General features: G+C 57.8%; 15 protein-coding genes. 6 read left to right on the top strand and 9 right to left on the bottom strand.

Translation table 11 applies throughout. The annotated features are described in order from the left end of the window. Positions 1-82 precede the first annotated feature (82 nt). Complete coding sequence (locus AAC637_RS03100) at positions 83-436, bottom strand: hypothetical protein (protein WP_340302267.1); 354 nt, start codon at positions 434-436, stop codon at positions 83-85. 208 nt (positions 437-644) lie between these two features. On the opposite strand from AAC637_RS03100, the gene recA reads away from it, so the two are divergent. The 3 genes from recA to AAC637_RS03085 all read left to right on the top strand — a co-directional run bounded on the left by recA (position 645) and on the right by AAC637_RS03085 (position 4,853). Continuing rightward, positions 645-1,715 (top strand): recombinase RecA, encoded by a 1,071-nt coding sequence (gene recA, locus AAC637_RS03095; RefSeq protein WP_340302266.1) that lies wholly within the window; start codon positions 645-647, stop codon positions 1,713-1,715. Between the two features lie 179 nt (positions 1,716-1,894). Continuing rightward, positions 1,895-4,561: an alanine--tRNA ligase gene (alaS, locus tag AAC637_RS03090; RefSeq protein WP_340302265.1), complete on the top strand. Its 2,667-nt coding sequence runs from the start codon at positions 1,895-1,897 to the stop codon at positions 4,559-4,561. Position 4,562: 1 nt separating this feature from the next. Beyond that, positions 4,563-4,853: a DUF1330 domain-containing protein gene (locus AAC637_RS03085; protein ID WP_340302264.1), complete on the top strand. Its 291-nt coding sequence runs from the start codon at positions 4,563-4,565 to the stop codon at positions 4,851-4,853. Between the two features lie 76 nt (positions 4,854-4,929). Here AAC637_RS03085 and gltA read toward each other — a convergent pair whose 3' ends face one another. Together gltA and gltX are read right to left on the bottom strand one after the other, a co-directional pair. After that, positions 4,930-6,222: a citrate synthase gene (gltA, locus tag AAC637_RS03080; protein WP_317654426.1), complete on the bottom strand. Its 1,293-nt coding sequence runs from the start codon at positions 6,220-6,222 to the stop codon at positions 4,930-4,932. Positions 6,223-6,326: 104 nt separating this feature from the next. Then, on the bottom strand, positions 6,327-7,733 hold the full coding sequence (gltX, locus tag AAC637_RS03075; RefSeq protein ID WP_340302263.1) for a glutamate--tRNA ligase: 1,407 nt from the start codon (positions 7,731-7,733) through the stop codon (positions 6,327-6,329). A gap of 150 nt (positions 7,734-7,883) precedes the next feature. On the opposite strand from gltX, the gene AAC637_RS03070 reads away from it, so the two are divergent. Together AAC637_RS03070 and AAC637_RS03065 are read left to right on the top strand one after the other, a co-directional pair. Continuing rightward, complete coding sequence (locus tag AAC637_RS03070) at positions 7,884-8,120, top strand: hypothetical protein (protein ID WP_340302262.1); 237 nt, start codon at positions 7,884-7,886, stop codon at positions 8,118-8,120. A gap of 30 nt (positions 8,121-8,150) precedes the next feature. Beyond that, entirely contained in the window at positions 8,151-8,603 is a 453-nt protein-coding gene (locus tag AAC637_RS03065) for a hypothetical protein (protein ID WP_340302261.1), read from the top strand. Positions 8,604-8,612: 9 nt separating this feature from the next. Here the strand turns inward: AAC637_RS03065 and lexA are convergent, their stop codons facing one another. The 6 genes from lexA to AAC637_RS03035 all read right to left on the bottom strand — a co-directional run bounded on the left by lexA (position 8,613) and on the right by AAC637_RS03035 (position 13,527). Continuing rightward, positions 8,613-9,320, bottom strand: coding sequence for a transcriptional repressor LexA (gene lexA, locus AAC637_RS03060; protein WP_340302260.1), 708 nt, complete (start codon positions 9,318-9,320; stop codon positions 8,613-8,615). Between the two features lie 106 nt (positions 9,321-9,426). Further along, positions 9,427-10,614, bottom strand: a complete 1,188-nt coding sequence (locus tag AAC637_RS03055; protein ID WP_340302259.1) for a molybdopterin molybdotransferase MoeA — start codon at positions 10,612-10,614, stop codon at positions 9,427-9,429. Continuing rightward, entirely contained in the window at positions 10,611-11,093 is a 483-nt protein-coding gene (moaC, locus tag AAC637_RS03050; protein WP_317654433.1) for a cyclic pyranopterin monophosphate synthase MoaC, read from the bottom strand. The genes AAC637_RS03055 and moaC overlap by 4 nt, the downstream gene beginning before the upstream one ends. Positions 11,094-11,100: 7 nt before the next feature. Continuing rightward, the gene (gene trpC, locus AAC637_RS03045) at positions 11,101-11,913 is read right to left on the bottom strand and encodes an indole-3-glycerol phosphate synthase TrpC (protein ID WP_340302258.1); all 813 of its coding nucleotides are present in this window, start codon (positions 11,911-11,913) and stop codon (positions 11,101-11,103) included. A gap of 13 nt (positions 11,914-11,926) precedes the next feature. Continuing rightward, positions 11,927-12,943, bottom strand: a complete 1,017-nt coding sequence (trpD, locus tag AAC637_RS03040) for an anthranilate phosphoribosyltransferase (protein WP_340302257.1) — start codon at positions 12,941-12,943, stop codon at positions 11,927-11,929. Further along, positions 12,940-13,527 carry an anthranilate synthase component II gene (locus AAC637_RS03035; RefSeq protein ID WP_340302256.1) on the bottom strand — a complete coding sequence of 196 codons (588 nt, stop codon included), beginning with the start codon at positions 13,525-13,527 and terminating at the stop codon, positions 12,940-12,942. The genes trpD and AAC637_RS03035 overlap by 4 nt, the downstream gene beginning before the upstream one ends. A 141-nt stretch (positions 13,528-13,668) precedes the next feature. On the opposite strand from AAC637_RS03035, the gene AAC637_RS03030 reads away from it, so the two are divergent. Next, a complete protein-coding gene (locus tag AAC637_RS03030; protein ID WP_340302255.1) occupies positions 13,669-14,673 on the top strand; it encodes a divergent polysaccharide deacetylase family protein in 1,005 nt (334 codons plus the stop codon). The last annotated feature ends 8 nt before the right edge of the window (positions 14,674-14,681 follow it).

Genomic DNA, 14,681 nt, shown 5'->3' with positions numbered 1-14,681 from the left:
TCTCCTGTTCTTTTGACAGTGCTTTTGGTGCTTGGGATTGTGACCCTTGGCTCGGGCCTGACCTATGCGGGGCGCACGACCTCTATGTCACCGCTGTGGTCGGTTGCGCTGATTTGTGAGGCCGGGGGGTATCAAGCAACCATGCCTCAACAAATTCGGCGAAACTTACATCAGCGGTTGAATTTGGTTTTCCTTTGATCTGGTCGCGCCGCCTATAGCGATACCAACTTCCAAGCCAGTCAATGGGTTCGCGCATGATCGCCATGATTTTATGCGGCTGCTTGCCGCGCGCCTCGAAAAACGGGGCAAGCTGCGCCTGATAGCGCGACACGGAGACATGTTTCATCCCCGGCGGGTCAAGAATCGCCGCACTCGCATAGGGCATGGCTGCGGCCTCTAATGCGGTTGTGCCTGTTTTCGGCACACTGAAAAACACCAGTTTCTGCTTAAAAACAAGAGCATATTAATACTATCGCCAAGGGCGATCCCTGTAACCACTTCTTTACCATTCACCGTAAAACACGGGCCTTGCAAGATTTTACTTGAAATGTTCTCTTTTTGTTTGCATTTATATCCGAGAACAAGAGGTGAACACAGGCAAGCATTGCCGCCTTGGCAGCAGTGTGAAATAAGGAGCCAAACCAATGGCAATGGCGGATATTCTGGACATGACGGATCGCAACGCGGCGGAAAAGCAAAAGGCACTCGACAGCGCCTTGGCACAGATCGAGCGCCAATTTGGCAAGGGCTCGATCATGCGCCTTGGGGGCGAGAACGCCATCCAAGAAATTGAGGCGACATCGACAGGCTCGCTCGGGCTTGATATCGCCCTTGGGATTGGGGGTCTGCCAAAGGGGCGGATCATCGAAATCTATGGCCCTGAAAGCTCGGGGAAGACCACGCTGACGCTTCACGCGGTCGCGGAAGAGCAAAAGAAGGGCGGGGTTTGCGCCTTTGTCGATGCCGAACACGCGCTTGACCCACAATATGCCAAAAAATTGGGCGTGAATTTGGATGATCTTCTGATTTCTCAGCCCGATACAGGGGAACAGGCGCTTGAAATCACCGATACATTGGTGCGCTCTGGTGCGGTTAGCCTTGTGGTGGTCGACTCCGTTGCAGCTTTGACCCCGAAATCCGAACTTGAGGGTGATATGGGCGACAGCTCGGTCGGGGTGCATGCGCGCCTCATGTCTCAGGCGATGCGCAAACTGACAGGTTCCATCGCGCGCTCAAACTGTATGGTGATTTTCATTAACCAGATTCGCATGAAAATCGGTGTGATGTTTGGCAGCCCAGAAACCACCACAGGCGGCAATGCGCTGAAATTCTATTCATCCGTGCGCTTGGATATCCGCCGCATCGGTGCGATCAAAGATCGTGACGAGGTTGTCGGCAACCAAACCCGTGTGAAAGTGGTGAAAAACAAGGTGGCCCCCCCGTTCAAACAGGTGGAATTCGACATCATGTATGGCGAGGGCATCTCGAAGACGGGCGAATTGCTTGATTTGGGTGTTAAGGCAGGCGTGGTTGAGAAATCAGGCGCTTGGTTCTCTTACGGGGACGAGCGGATTGGACAGGGCCGCGAAAACGCCAAGCAATTCCTGACAGACAATCCAAGCATGGCTTTGGAGATCGAAGACAAAATCCGCGCCGCCCATGGGTTGGAATTCGGTATGGATGACAGTGATGACAGCGCGATGGTTGAAGATTAATTCCCCACTCCTTGCGTCAGCACAGTTTCGCGCGTAGCCCCAATTGGGCTGCGCGCGTCTTGTATTTTAGGCCCTTGAAATTTCCATCCCCGCCCCAAGTTTTTGTCCTGTGGACAGTGCTTTGACAAACTTGTATCCCACGCAGAACCGATGGATTTAGTCAGAAAGACCGCGTGCTCATGGCCAGTTTGAACGATATTCGCTCAACCTATCTCAAATATTTTGAACGCAACGGCCATGCCATTGTAGAAAGCTCGCCACTTGTGCCGCGCAATGACCCGACTTTGATGTTCACCAATTCGGGCATGGTGCAGTTCAAAAACGTCTTCACAGGGCTTGAGCATCGTGACCCGCCACGCGCCACCACGGCGCAAAAATGTGTGCGCGCGGGCGGCAAGCATAATGACCTTGATAATGTCGGCTACACGGCGCGCCATCACACGTTTTTCGAAATGCTTGGGAATTTCTCCTTTGGTGATTACTTTAAAAAAGAGGCCATTCCCTTTGCATGGGAATTGATCACCAGGGATTTTGATATCGACCCGAAACGTCTTTTGACCACGGTCTATCATACCGATGACGAGGCGTTTGAGATTTGGAAAAAGGTGGGCGTGCCTGAGGATCGGATCATCCGCATCGCCACATCCGACAATTTCTGGCAGATGGGGCCAACAGGCCCTTGCGGCCCTTGCACCGAGATTTTCTATGATCATGGCGACCATATCTGGGGCGGCCCTCCTGGATCGGCCGAAGAAGATGGCGATCGTTACATCGAGATTTGGAACGTGGTTTTCATGCAAAATGAGCAATTCGCTGATGGCTCGATGGTGCCTCTTAAGATGCAGAGCATCGATACGGGCATGGGTCTTGAGCGGATTGGCGCGCTTTTGCAGGGCAAGCACGACAATTATGACACCGATCTGATGCGCGCCTTGATTGAGGCTTCTGCGCACGCAACATCCGTTGATCCAGACGGGCCAAAGAATGTGCATCACCGTGTGATTGCAGATCACTTGCGCTCGACCTCATTCTTGATTGCGGATGGGGTTATGCCCTCAAACGAGGGGCGGGGGTATGTGTTGCGCCGCATCATGCGCCGCGCGATGCGCCACGCCCATCTTTTGGGCGCGCAAGATCCGTTGATGTATCGCCTCGTGCCTGCTTTGGTCAGCCAGATGGGGCAGGCCTATCCCGAGCTTGGCCGCGCGCAGGCGCTGATCACCGAGACGCTTAAGCTTGAGGAAGAACGCTTCCGCACCACTCTTGATCGTGGGCTTAAACTGTTGGATGAGGCCCTTGTTGATCTGCCCGAAGGGGCAGCTTTGGCAGGTGAGACTGCGTTCAAACTTTATGACACATATGGCTTTCCGCTGGATTTGACCCAAGACGCTCTGCGCGAAAAGGGCCGCAAGGTGGATACAGACGGGTTTGACCAAGCGATGGAGGCCCAAAAGGCCAAGGCGCGCGCCGCATGGTCAGGGTCGGGCGAGGCGGCAGATGCCGCAATTTGGTATGATCTGGCCGATCAACATGGCCCGACCGAATTTTTGGGCTATGACACGGAACAGGCCGAAGGTCAGATTTTGGCCCTTGTTTCTGACGGGGCCGAAGTGATCGCCGCGGCAAAAGGCGGCGCTGTCACGCTGATCACGAACCAAACCCCGTTCTATGGCGAAAGCGGTGGTCAGGTTGGCGATACTGGTCTGGTTAAGACCGATACGGGCCGCGCTGAAATATCAGACACGAAAAAGGTTGCGGGCCTGTTCTTGCATATCGCCAAGGTTACAGAAGGCGAGATTAAGACAGGGCAGGCCGCTGAATTGGTTGTGGATCACAGCCGCCGCAGCGCCATTCGCGCGAACCATTCGGCCACGCACTTGTTGCACGAGGCCCTGCGCCGCACGCTCGGCGATCATGTGGCGCAGCGTGGTTCATTGAACGCGGCGGATCGTTTGCGCTTTGACTTCTCGCACGCCAAGGCGCTCAGCACCGAGGAATTGGAGCGGGTCGATGCCGAGGTGAATGAATTCATCCGCCAAAACGCGGCTGTTGAGACACGGATCATGACCCCTGATGCGGCGCGTGATTTGGGGGCGCAGGCGCTCTTTGGTGAGAAATACGGCGATGAGGTGCGCGTGGTCTCCATGGGGAAGCTTGCAGGGTCGGGCAAGGGCAGCGATGGCGCGACCTATAGTCTTGAACTGTGTGGCGGCACCCATGTGCGCCAGACGGGCGATATTGGCCTGTATGTGACCCTTGCGGAAACCGCCTCTTCCTCGGGTGTGCGGCGCATTGAGGCGCTGACGGGGCAAGCCGCCTTTGACTATTTGGCGCAACAAGATCGCATCCTCAGCCAGCTTGGCGGGATGCTCAAGGCGCAAGGGCCTGATGTTTTGGTCCGTGTTCAGTCGTTGATGGAGGAGCGCCGCGCGCTTCAGAATGAACGCGACCAATTGCGCCAACAGCTTGCGCTTGCGGGTGGTGGTGCGGGGGCCAAAGAGGTCGCTGCCGAAGATATCGGCGGCATCGCCTTTTTTGGGCAGGTGGTTGCGGGTGTTACTGGCAAAGATCTGCCCAGCTTGATTGATGCGCATAAGGCCAAAATCGGCTCTGGCGCGGTTCTTTTGATTGCCGAAGCCGATGGCAAGGCCGCAGTGGCCGCAGGGGTGAGCGATGATCTGACCGCGCGGCTTAGCGCCGTTGATCTGGTCAAGGCAGCCGTTGAGGCGCTTGGCGGCAAGGGCGGCGGTGGCCGCGCAGATTTGGCGCAAGGGGGGGCGAAGGATGCCACCCAAGCCGATGCGGCGCTTGCAGCCGTGCGGGATGTGATTAAGGGAGTATCATAATATGGCAGGGGCATATTGGGTGGCGCATGTCACCGTTACAAATCCAGAGGAATATGCGCGCTATGCCGAATTGGCAGGCCCTGCGATTGTGGCCTTTGGTGGCAAATTCTTGGCGCGCGGTGGTGAGGTGATTATCAAAGAAGGGCAGGGTCATGCGCGCAATGTGGTGATCTGGTTCCCCAGTTTGGCCGATGCCAATGCCTGCTATGACAGCCCCGCCTATCAAGAGGCGATGGCATTTGCCAAGGACAGCTCAATACGCGAATTGATCTTGATTGAAGGCGTGGAATAATCCACCGCTGCCTTGCACGACACAAAAAAGCCGCCCTCTAGAGGGCGGCTTTTCTTTTTCCGTCTACAGTCGTGCCTTAGCGCTTTGCGATATCGACATAATCGCGCTTGGTTGGGCCCGTATAAAGCTGACGCGGACGGCCAATTTTTGCCGCAGGATCGTTCAGCATTTCTTTCCACTGTGCAATCCAACCCACTGTGCGGCTGACCGCGAAGATCGGGGTGAACATTGAGGTTGGGAACCCCATCGCATCCAAAATGATGCCTGAATAGAAATCCACATTTGGATAGAGTTTCTTATCCGCGAAATAGCTGTCTTCAAGCGCGATTTTCTCAAGTTCTTTCGCAACTTGCAGGGTTGGATTGTTCTCAACACCCAACAGATCCAGCACCTCATCGGCGCTTTCCTTCATCACCTTCGCGCGCGGGTCAAAGTTTTTATAGACGCGGTGGCCAAAGCCCATCAGGCGGAACGGGTCATTTTTGTCTTTCGCGCGGGCGATATATTCGGGAATGCGATCCACAGTGCCAATTTCGCGCAGCATTTCAAGGCAGGCTTGGTTCGCACCGCCATGTGCAGGCCCCCAAAGGCAAGCAATACCCGCCGCGATACAGGCAAACGGGTTCGCCCCAGACGAGCCCGCCAAGCGCACCGTTGAGGTGGAGGCGTTTTGTTCGTGATCTGCGTGCAGCGTGAAAATGCGATCCATCGCGCGGCTTAGCACAGGATCAGGCACATATTCCTCGGCGGGCACGGCAAAGCACATCCGCAAGAAATTGGTCGCATAATCGAGGTCATTGCGCGGATACACAAAGGGCTGGCCGATGGAATATTTATAGGCCATCGCAGCAATGGTTGGCATTTTCGCGATCATACGGATCGAGGCCACTTCGCGCTGCCAAGGATCCGCAATATCGGTGCTGTCGTGATAGAAGGCCGACATTGCCCCCACGACACCCACCATTGTCGCCATTGGATGCGCGTCACGGCGGAAGCCACGGAAGAAATTATGCATCTGTTCGTGGATCATGGTGTGACGGGTCACGCGGGTCTCGAAATCTTCCAATTCGGCCGCTGTCGGCAATTCGCCATAAAGCAAGAGGTAGCAAACCTCGAGATAATGCGAATCTTTCGCCAGTTGGTCGATGGGATAGCCGCGGTGCAAAAGCTCGCCCTTGTCGCCATCAATAAAGGTGATCTGGCTTTCGCAAGACGAGGTGGAGGTAAAGCCTGGGTCATGGGTGAACACGCCCGCTTGGCCATATAGTTTGGTGATGTCGATGACATCAGGCCCTGCTGTGGGGCTGTAGACGGGTAGATCGAAGTCGCGATCATTGATGCTGAGTTTGGCCGTTTTCGTGTCAGTCATGACGTTCCCTCTCGCTTTGCCGCGCAAAACACAGGGTTTGCACGGGGGGTGTTGACGTATCTGGCCGTAGCATGCGCTTGGGGCCTCATTGGTGCGGGTCTGGTTTAATCCGCACCAACCGTTGCATCCGTAAGTCGGGCAATGGATTCGTCCCGACCCAGCACGAGCATCATATCAAAGACGCTCGGTGAAACTGTTTGTCCCGACAAGGCCGCACGAAGCGGTGCTGCCAATTTGCCAAGCTTGGTCTCATGCGCCTCGGCAACTGCGCCGATCAGCGTTTCAAGACCCTCACGCGTCCACGTAGCATTCTGCAACTGCGCAGTCAATGATTTCAGTATACCACGGGATACATTATCCAGCGTCCCTAAGGCCTTTTCGTCAGGTTTTATTGGTCTTTCGTTCAAAGCAAATGCGGCCTTCATCAAAAGCTCTGGCAGGGATTTGGCGCGATCCTTTGTGCAATAGAGCGCGGATTTGAGGCCATCTTTCTGCGATTGCGAAAGGGCGGGCTGACTGGCCGCTGCGAGATATGTTTCAATATCCCGCAAAAGCGCGGCATCTTCCATCTGTGCGATATGCCATTGGCAGACATTTTCGAACTTTTTGAAGTCAAGCCGCGCAGGCGATTTGCCAATGCCGCCCAGATCAAACCATTCGGTCGCTTGGGCATCGGTGAACAATTCATCATCACCATGGCTCCATCCCAGACGGGCGAGATAATTGCGCATTGCGGCAGGCGGATATCCCATCGCGGCATATTCCTCGACCCCCAAAGCGCCGTGGCGCTTGGACAGTTTTTTGCCGTCTGGCCCGTGGATCAGCGGGATATGCGCCCAAATCGGTAAATCCCATCCCATTGCGTGATAAATCTGGCTTTGCCGTGCGGCATTGTTGAGATGGTCATCGCCGCGGATCACATGGGTCACACCCATGTCATGGTCATCGACCACCACCGCCAACATATAGGTCGGGGTTCCGTCCGAGCGCAGCAAAACCATATCATCCAATTGCGTATTGCCGATGGTGACACGCCCCTGAACCTGATCTTCGATGATGGTTTTACCATCACGCGGCGCGCGCAGACGGATCACAAAGGGCGCGTCAGGGTGGGTTTCAGGGGCCGCATCCCGCCACGGGCTTTGATAAAGGGTGGATTTGCCTTCGGCCCGAGCCGCCTCGCGAAAGGCTTCAATCTCGTCTTGGGTGGCAAAGCATTTATAGGCCGTGCCATTTTCCAGCATCGCGCGCGCCACTTCGGCATGGCGGTCTGCGCGCTCAAACTGGCTGATGGGTTCCCCATCCCAGTCGAGGCCAAGCCAAGCCAAGCCCTTTAAAATGGCCTCTGTCGCCTCTGGGGTCGAGCGGGCGCGATCCGTATCTTCGATCCGAAGCAGGAATTTTCCACCCCGCCCGCGCGCGTAAAGCCAGTTGAACAAGGCCGTGCGCGCGCCGCCAATATGCAAATACCCCGTGGGCGAGGGGGCGAAACGTGTGACAGGCTGGTTCATCGGCTTACCTTTCGCGGGTTTGGGTGGTGGCCCTTAACCCTTCTCTTACAAACTTACGGCTAGGTTTGGCCCTGTGTTTAGGCACTCCGCAACAGGGAGACAAGGGCGCAGAACGTGCCGATTGCAGCACCACATTCACCAATCCACATCTTGACACGCCGCCTTGGGTTTCGCGCTGTTGTTTCTAACCTCCGCGCGCAAGCCCAAGATCGGTTTTTATGGGTGCCTGTCTTTTTAGCCGCAGGCATTGCAGCATATTTTGCGCTGCCTGTGGAACCTGACACGGGCACGCGCATCGCCGTTTTTGCGGCGGGGTTTGTGGGCGGATTGATTTGGAACGGGCCAATGCGGGCCGCCTTTCTCTTGCCCATGGGGGTGGCGCATTAGATTTGGGGCCAAAGCCCGCGACCAGACATCTTGATTGCCCCTTCAGCGCGTCTTGTCGGGGTGATGGATGCGGCGGGCCTGCGTGTGCCGAGCCATGCGCGCGGCGAGGGGTTCGTGGTGGATCTCTGGCTTGAAAACAATGGGGATCGCGCGACCCAACCCGAGGCGGCCGCACGACCGCTTTGGCAGGCGGAGGGGGCGGGGCAGGCTGCCACCGTCAAAGGGTATCGTCTTTGGCACGGGCGGGGCGAGGCGGCCTTAGCGGATGCCCTTTCTGCCTGTGGGGCAGCGGATGTTGTGATCCTTGCCGCCCGTCTAAACCCATCGGATAGTCCGGGGCCTTGCCTATTTTTTGATGCGCGCGATATGGCCCGTGAGGGCGCTGTGGCCTTGCATTTGCCCCAAGGGGGCATCGGCCCAATTACCATAGAAACAAGCCGCGCATCACAGGGTGCGCGGCTTTGGTCTGGCAGGTCGCGATAAAAAGGGGGGTCAGTAAACCCGCACCAAGCCAACAAGGCGACCTTGTACCTTCACCTGACCTTCGGGCAGAACGCGGGTTTCATAGGCAGGGTTGGCCGCCTCAAGCGCGATCATATTGCCCTTGCGGCGAAAGCGTTTGAGCGTGGCCTCATAGCCTTCGACCAAGGCCACAACGATGTCACCATTCTCGGCGCTGTTGCGTTCTTCGATGATGACCATATCGCCATCATTGATGCCCGCCTCAATCATAGAGTCGCCTTTAACCTCGAGCGCGTAATGCGCCCGCCCTGCGGCCAACATGGAGGCTGGTACGCTGACGTGATGCGAGATGTCCGCCAAAGCCTCAATCGGGGTGCCGGCTGCGATGCGGCCCATCATTGGCAATTCGCTGACCCCGCGGGTCTCAACCGCTTGCGCGCGGGCGGGCGGGTCAACCCTGTCCCCCTCGATCACGCGGGGCGCAAAGCCTCCTTTGGCCCCAGTGCCAAATTTCTGCTCTAACGCATCGGGCAGTTTTACAATCTCCAGCGCGCGGGCCTTATGGGCCAGACGGCGAATAAAGCCCCGTTCCTCAAGGGCGGTGATCAGACGATGGATGCCCGATTTCGAGCGCAAATCCAGCTCATCCTTCATCTCGTCAAAACTGGGGGGAATACCGTCCTTTTGCATGCGGCGGTGGATGAATTCCAACAGGTCTAGCTGCTTTTTCGTCAACATCTCGAACGGGCCTCTACTCATGCATCGCTTGGCGTGATGCGGTTATGTTCGATGAATGTTCTACCCTTGTTCGCCTATTTTGTCAACGCCCCTGCGATTTTAGGTGTTAAAGGCTGAGGTAATCAACAATATCGCCCGCCTTGCGCGGCCCGTCATGTGGGCGGCGGATCAACAAGGCACCCGCTTCGGCGAAAATGGTCAAGAGCGCGCTGTCTTGGCTTGTAAAGGGGGCAATATGTGGCAGCGCCGCCCCGTTTTGCGGCGCAAGGCTTGCGCGCATGTAATGGGCGCGGGGGCCATTGGCAGGCAGATCAGTTGACAGTTGCGCCTGTTTGGTGCGGCGCGGGGATTTGGGCAGGCCTTGAAAGGCGCGCAATTGCGGCACCATGAAAAGATGCCCACACACCATGGCGGATACGGGGTTTCCTGGCAAACCCAAGAGGGCCGCATCCCCCATCCGCCCCGCCATCAGCGGCTTTCCAGGGCGCATCGCAATTTTATAAAAGCTGCGCTCAAGCCCTAGATCTTGGGCCACGGCGCCAACCAAATCGTGATCGCCCACTGATGCACCGCCCACAGTGACAATCAAATCCGCGCCTTTTGCCATCTCAAAGGTGGCGGCAAGGCTGTCGCGCCTGTCGCGCGCAATCGGCAAAAGGCGCACGACCGCGCCCTCAGCCTCGGCCATTGCGGCCAAACCATAGGTGTTTGAGGCAATGATTTGATCAGGGCGCGGGGTTTCACCGGGGCTGACCAATTCATCCCCTGTGGCAATGATTGCCACCTCAGGGCGGCGATAAACCGAAAGGCGCGGCGCATTCATGGCCACGGCCAAGGCCAGATCCGCAGGGGTCAGGCGGCGTGGTGGGGTCATCTCTGCCCCTGCTTCGAAATCAGCGCCTGCAGGGCGAATATGGGGCGCGTCATCCACTGCATTGATCACGATATGATCCTCTGCGGCGGTGACATCCTCTTGGATCACAATATGATCGGCCCCTTGCGGCAGCGGGGCGCCCGTGAAAATACGCACCGCCTCACCTTGGCCAATCTGGCCCTGCCATGCTTGTCCTGCGGGGGCCGCACCCACCACCCGCAGCCGCGCGCCAAGGCACAAATCCGCTTTGCGGATTGCATAGCCATCCATCGCAGAGGCCGCAAAGGGCGGCTGATCACGCATCGCCACAACAGGCCGCGCCAAAACCCGCCCCGCTGCATGGCGCAAGGGGATATCTTCAACCCCCAAGGGCTGCGCCAAGTCCAAACACCGCGCGAGGGCCTCACTTACGGAAATCATTGCGCCTCGTATTTCCCTGACTTACCGCCATCTTTGAGCAGCACGCGCAGCCCGCCGATTTCCATCGCGCGGTCGGCGGCTTTGAGCATGTCATAGACCGTCAGCGCGGCGGTGGAGGCGGCGGTCAGCGCCTCCATCTCAACACCTGTCTGGCCCGTGGTTTTCACAATCGCCACGATCCGCACCCCGGGCAGGGCGCTGTCTGCCTCAAGCGTCAAGGCCACTTTTGACAAGGATAAAGGATGGCACAGCGGGATTAAATCGGCGGTTTTCTTCGCCCCCATGATCCCCGCAAGCCGCGCGACCCCCAAAACATCACCCTTTTTCGCAGTGCCACTTTCCACAAGCGCCAATGTCTCAGGGGCCATGCGCACAAAACATTCGGCCATCGCCACGCGATCAGTTGCGTCTTTGGCAGAGATATCCACCATATGCGCCTGTCCGTCTTTGTCGAAATGGGTCAGTTTTTGCTCGCTCATGCCGCCCTCACATTGTGCCAGTATAGGGGGCAGATAAGAGCGCGCTGGTGGCCGCGGTCACATCATCCGCGCGCATCAGGCTTTCGCCGATCAGGAAACTGCGCGCCCCATATTTTGCCATATCGGCCAAATCTGCGGGGGTGAAAAGCCCGCTTTCGCAGATCAAAAGCCGATCTTCAGGGGCCATGCGCGACAGGCGGCGGGTGGTCTCAAGGCTGGTCTCAAAGGTGTTGAGATTGCGGTTATTGATCCCCAAGAGGCGTGATTGCAGGGCGCTTGCGCGCTCTAGCTCAGCCTCATCATGCACTTCGATCAGCGCATCCATCCCCCAATCAAACGCCGCCGCCTCAAGCTCGGCGGCTTGGGCATCACTGACAGATGCCATGATGATCAAAATGCAATCGGCCCCCCAAGCGCGCGCCTCGGCCACTTGATACGTGTCATAGAGGAAATCTTTGCGCAGCGCGGGCAGGGTGGTTGCGGCGCGTGCCGCCACCAGATAGTCAGGCGCACCCTGAAAACTGGGGGTGTCGGTCAGAACCGAGAGGCAAGTGGCTCCGCCCGCCTCATAGGCCTGTGCAAGGGCCGGCGGATCAAAATCAGGGCGGATCAACCCTTTGGACGGGCTCGCCTTCTTGATTTCAGCAATCAAGCCATAGCCTTCGCGGCTGGCCTCTTGTAGCGCCTCGGCGAAGGGGCGGAGGGGCGGAGCATTGCGCGCCGCATCCTCAACCTCGCTAAGAGGGGTCGCTGCCTTTGCGGCTACGATTTCCTCAAGCTTATAGGCTTTGATTTTTTCTAGGATCGTGGGGGTGCTCATGCGGCCTCCGATGTCAGGCTTGCGATGTCAGGCGGGCAAGGGCGGTTAGTTTTGCCTTGGCCTTGCCGCTGTCGATGCTGTCGCGGGCCATCTCGACCCCTGCGCGCAGATCACTGGCGTGATCCGCAACCACAAGCGCACAGGCCGCATTCAAGAGGACCGCATCGCGATAGGCTGATGGCGCGCCCTCAAGCAGCGCGGCAAAGGCGCGGCCATTCTCCTCAGGAGAGCCACCCAAGATATCGCGCAAGGGGTGAACGGGCAGGCCTGCATCCTCGGGGTGAATTTCACCGCCTGTGATTTTTCCATCCTGAAGCTTTGCAACCTGTGTGGCCCCGCAGATCGACACCTCATCGCTGCCGTCATCCCCATGGACAAGCCATGCTTTCTCGGATCCCAAATCCTTGAGAACTTCAGCCATTGGGAAAATCAGGTCAATCGCAAAGGCCCCGGTCAATTGCCGTCTCACCCCTGCAGGGTTGGTCAAAGGCCCAAGGATGTTGAAGATGGTTTTGCATCCCAATTCTTGGCGCACGGGCATGACATGTTTGATCGCGGGGTGATGCATTGGGGCCATCATAAAGCCGATGCCAATTTCATTTATGGCACGTTCTGCGACTTCGGCACCGACCATGACATTGACCCCCAAGGCGGTCAGCGCATCTGCGGCCCCTGATTTGGACGACAGATTGCGATTGCCATGTTTGGCCACGGTCACCCCTGCGCCCGCCACCACAAAGGCGGTCGCGGTGGAAATGTTCAGCGTGCCCATGCCATCGCCACCTGTCCCCACGATATCTATCGCGCCTGCGGGTGCGGAAACGGAGGTGCATTTTGCGCGCATCACAGCCGCCGCCGCCGCATATTCAGAGACGGATTCACCGCGCGCGCGCAAGGCCATCAACAAGCCCCCCATTTGCGCGGCGGTTGCTGTGCCCTCGAACAGATGTGTGAAGGCCGTCTCGGCTTGGGCGCGGGATAGCGGCCCTTCTGAGGCCGCAAAGATCAGGGGTTTCATTGCATCGCTCATGCAGGCACCGCTCCCTTCGTGGTGTCGATAAAGGTTTTCAGCATCGCATGGCCATGTTCCGAACGGATGCTTTCGGGATGAAATTGCACGCCCTCAATCGGCAGGGTTTTATGGCGCAGCCCCATAATCGTGCCGTCTGTTAATTCCGCTGTGACCTCAAGACAATCGGGCAGGGAGGCGCGCTCAACCACCAGACTGTGATAGCGCGTGGCCAAAAGGGGCGAAGGTAGGCCTGCAAAGACCCCGATCCCCTTGTGATGGATCTCGCCCAGTTTGCCATGGACGATTTCATGGCACTGCACGACCTTACCCCCAAAGGCCTCGCCAATGGTTTGATGCCCCAAGCACACGCCAAAAAGCGGCAAGCGGGCCTCGGCGGCAGCGCGGGTCAGATCAAGGCAGATACCCGCCTGTGCGGGGTCACAAGGCCCAGGTGAAAGAACAATCCCATCTGGCCCCATGGCCAAGGCCTCGGTCACTGTCAGCGCGTCATTGCGCAAAACGCGGGTTTCTGCCCCAAGCTCGCCCAAGTAGTGAACAAGGTTATAGGTGAAACTGTCGTAATTATCGATCAAGAGAAGCATGACGGGCTCGCGGAATTGGGCGTGTTTTGGCAGATCACTCAGGCTATAAATGTTCAGAGCCGCGCCTCGGGGTCAAGGGAGGTGGGGCTGAAAACATGCGGCACTGCGCAGATTGATTGGCACAAGAGAGGGTAAAGTCAGATGCTAAAGGGGTTTTTGGTCGGTGCCGTGATCGGCACGGTGATCTCTGTGACGGGATCATTGGGCACATCCTATTTCTTAGGGCAAGACACGGGCGGGATGGTGGAGCAGGCCCAAGAGGCCGCAGCCCTTTCCCCAGCTCCTGCCCCTGCCGCCGCGCCAGAGCCAGAACCCCAGCCAGAGCCACAGCCTGAATTGCAGCCAGAGCCAGAGGCTGAGCCGCAACCAGAACCCGAGCCAGAACGCGTGATTTTGCCAACAATCACGCCAGATGCCCCTGTTGCACAACCCGCGATGCCCCCCTTTTCGGCCTCGGCACCCATGCCAGAGCCCGAAGATCTGCCTGCGGTCGTGGCCTACGCAACGCCGTTTTCTGCACCGCAATCTGTGCCGCTTTTCTCAATCTTGCTTTATGATGATCCTGAATTTCCGCTGACCGATAGCACCCTGCAAAGCCTAACGGTGCCTGTGAGCATCGTGATTGATCCCACGTGTATGGATGCAGAGGTGCAACTGGCGCGATATCGTGCGGCAGGGATTGAGGCGGTAATAGAGGCGCGGTTTGCTGATCTTGCGGCATTCGAGGCCGCGCTCGGCCGCCTGCCGCAAACTGTGGCCTTGCTTGACAGCGCAGATGGAACATTGCGCGGGGATATTTCCCTCCAAGGTCAGGTTCTGGCGCGGATGGGGGAAACGGGCCATGGGCTGATTGCAGGCGCCTTCGGTCTTGGCGGTCTTGAGCAGGCCGCCGCCCGCGATGGCGTTCCCGCCGCGCGTCTTTACCGCGTTTTGGATGACGAGGGGCAATCTGCGCCCGTCATGTTGCGGCTTTTGGATCGTGCGGCCTTTGAGGCACAGCAAACAGGCTGCGCGATTGTTTTGGGCCGCAGCTATCCCGAAACTTTGGCGGCGCTTTTGTCTTGGGCGGCAGGGCAGGCGGCGGTGAACGCAAGCTATGCGGTCGCGCCCGTCTCAGCGATCTTGCAACAGACCCTCGCGCGCTAGGCGTTCGG

The organism is Roseobacter sp. HKCCD7870 (assembly GCF_037830315.1).
In the GTDB taxonomy this organism is placed as follows: domain Bacteria; phylum Pseudomonadota; class Alphaproteobacteria; order Rhodobacterales; family Rhodobacteraceae; genus M30B80.
Note: the sequence above shows the minus strand (reverse complement) of the source record. Positions and strands in the feature narration are given on the sequence as shown.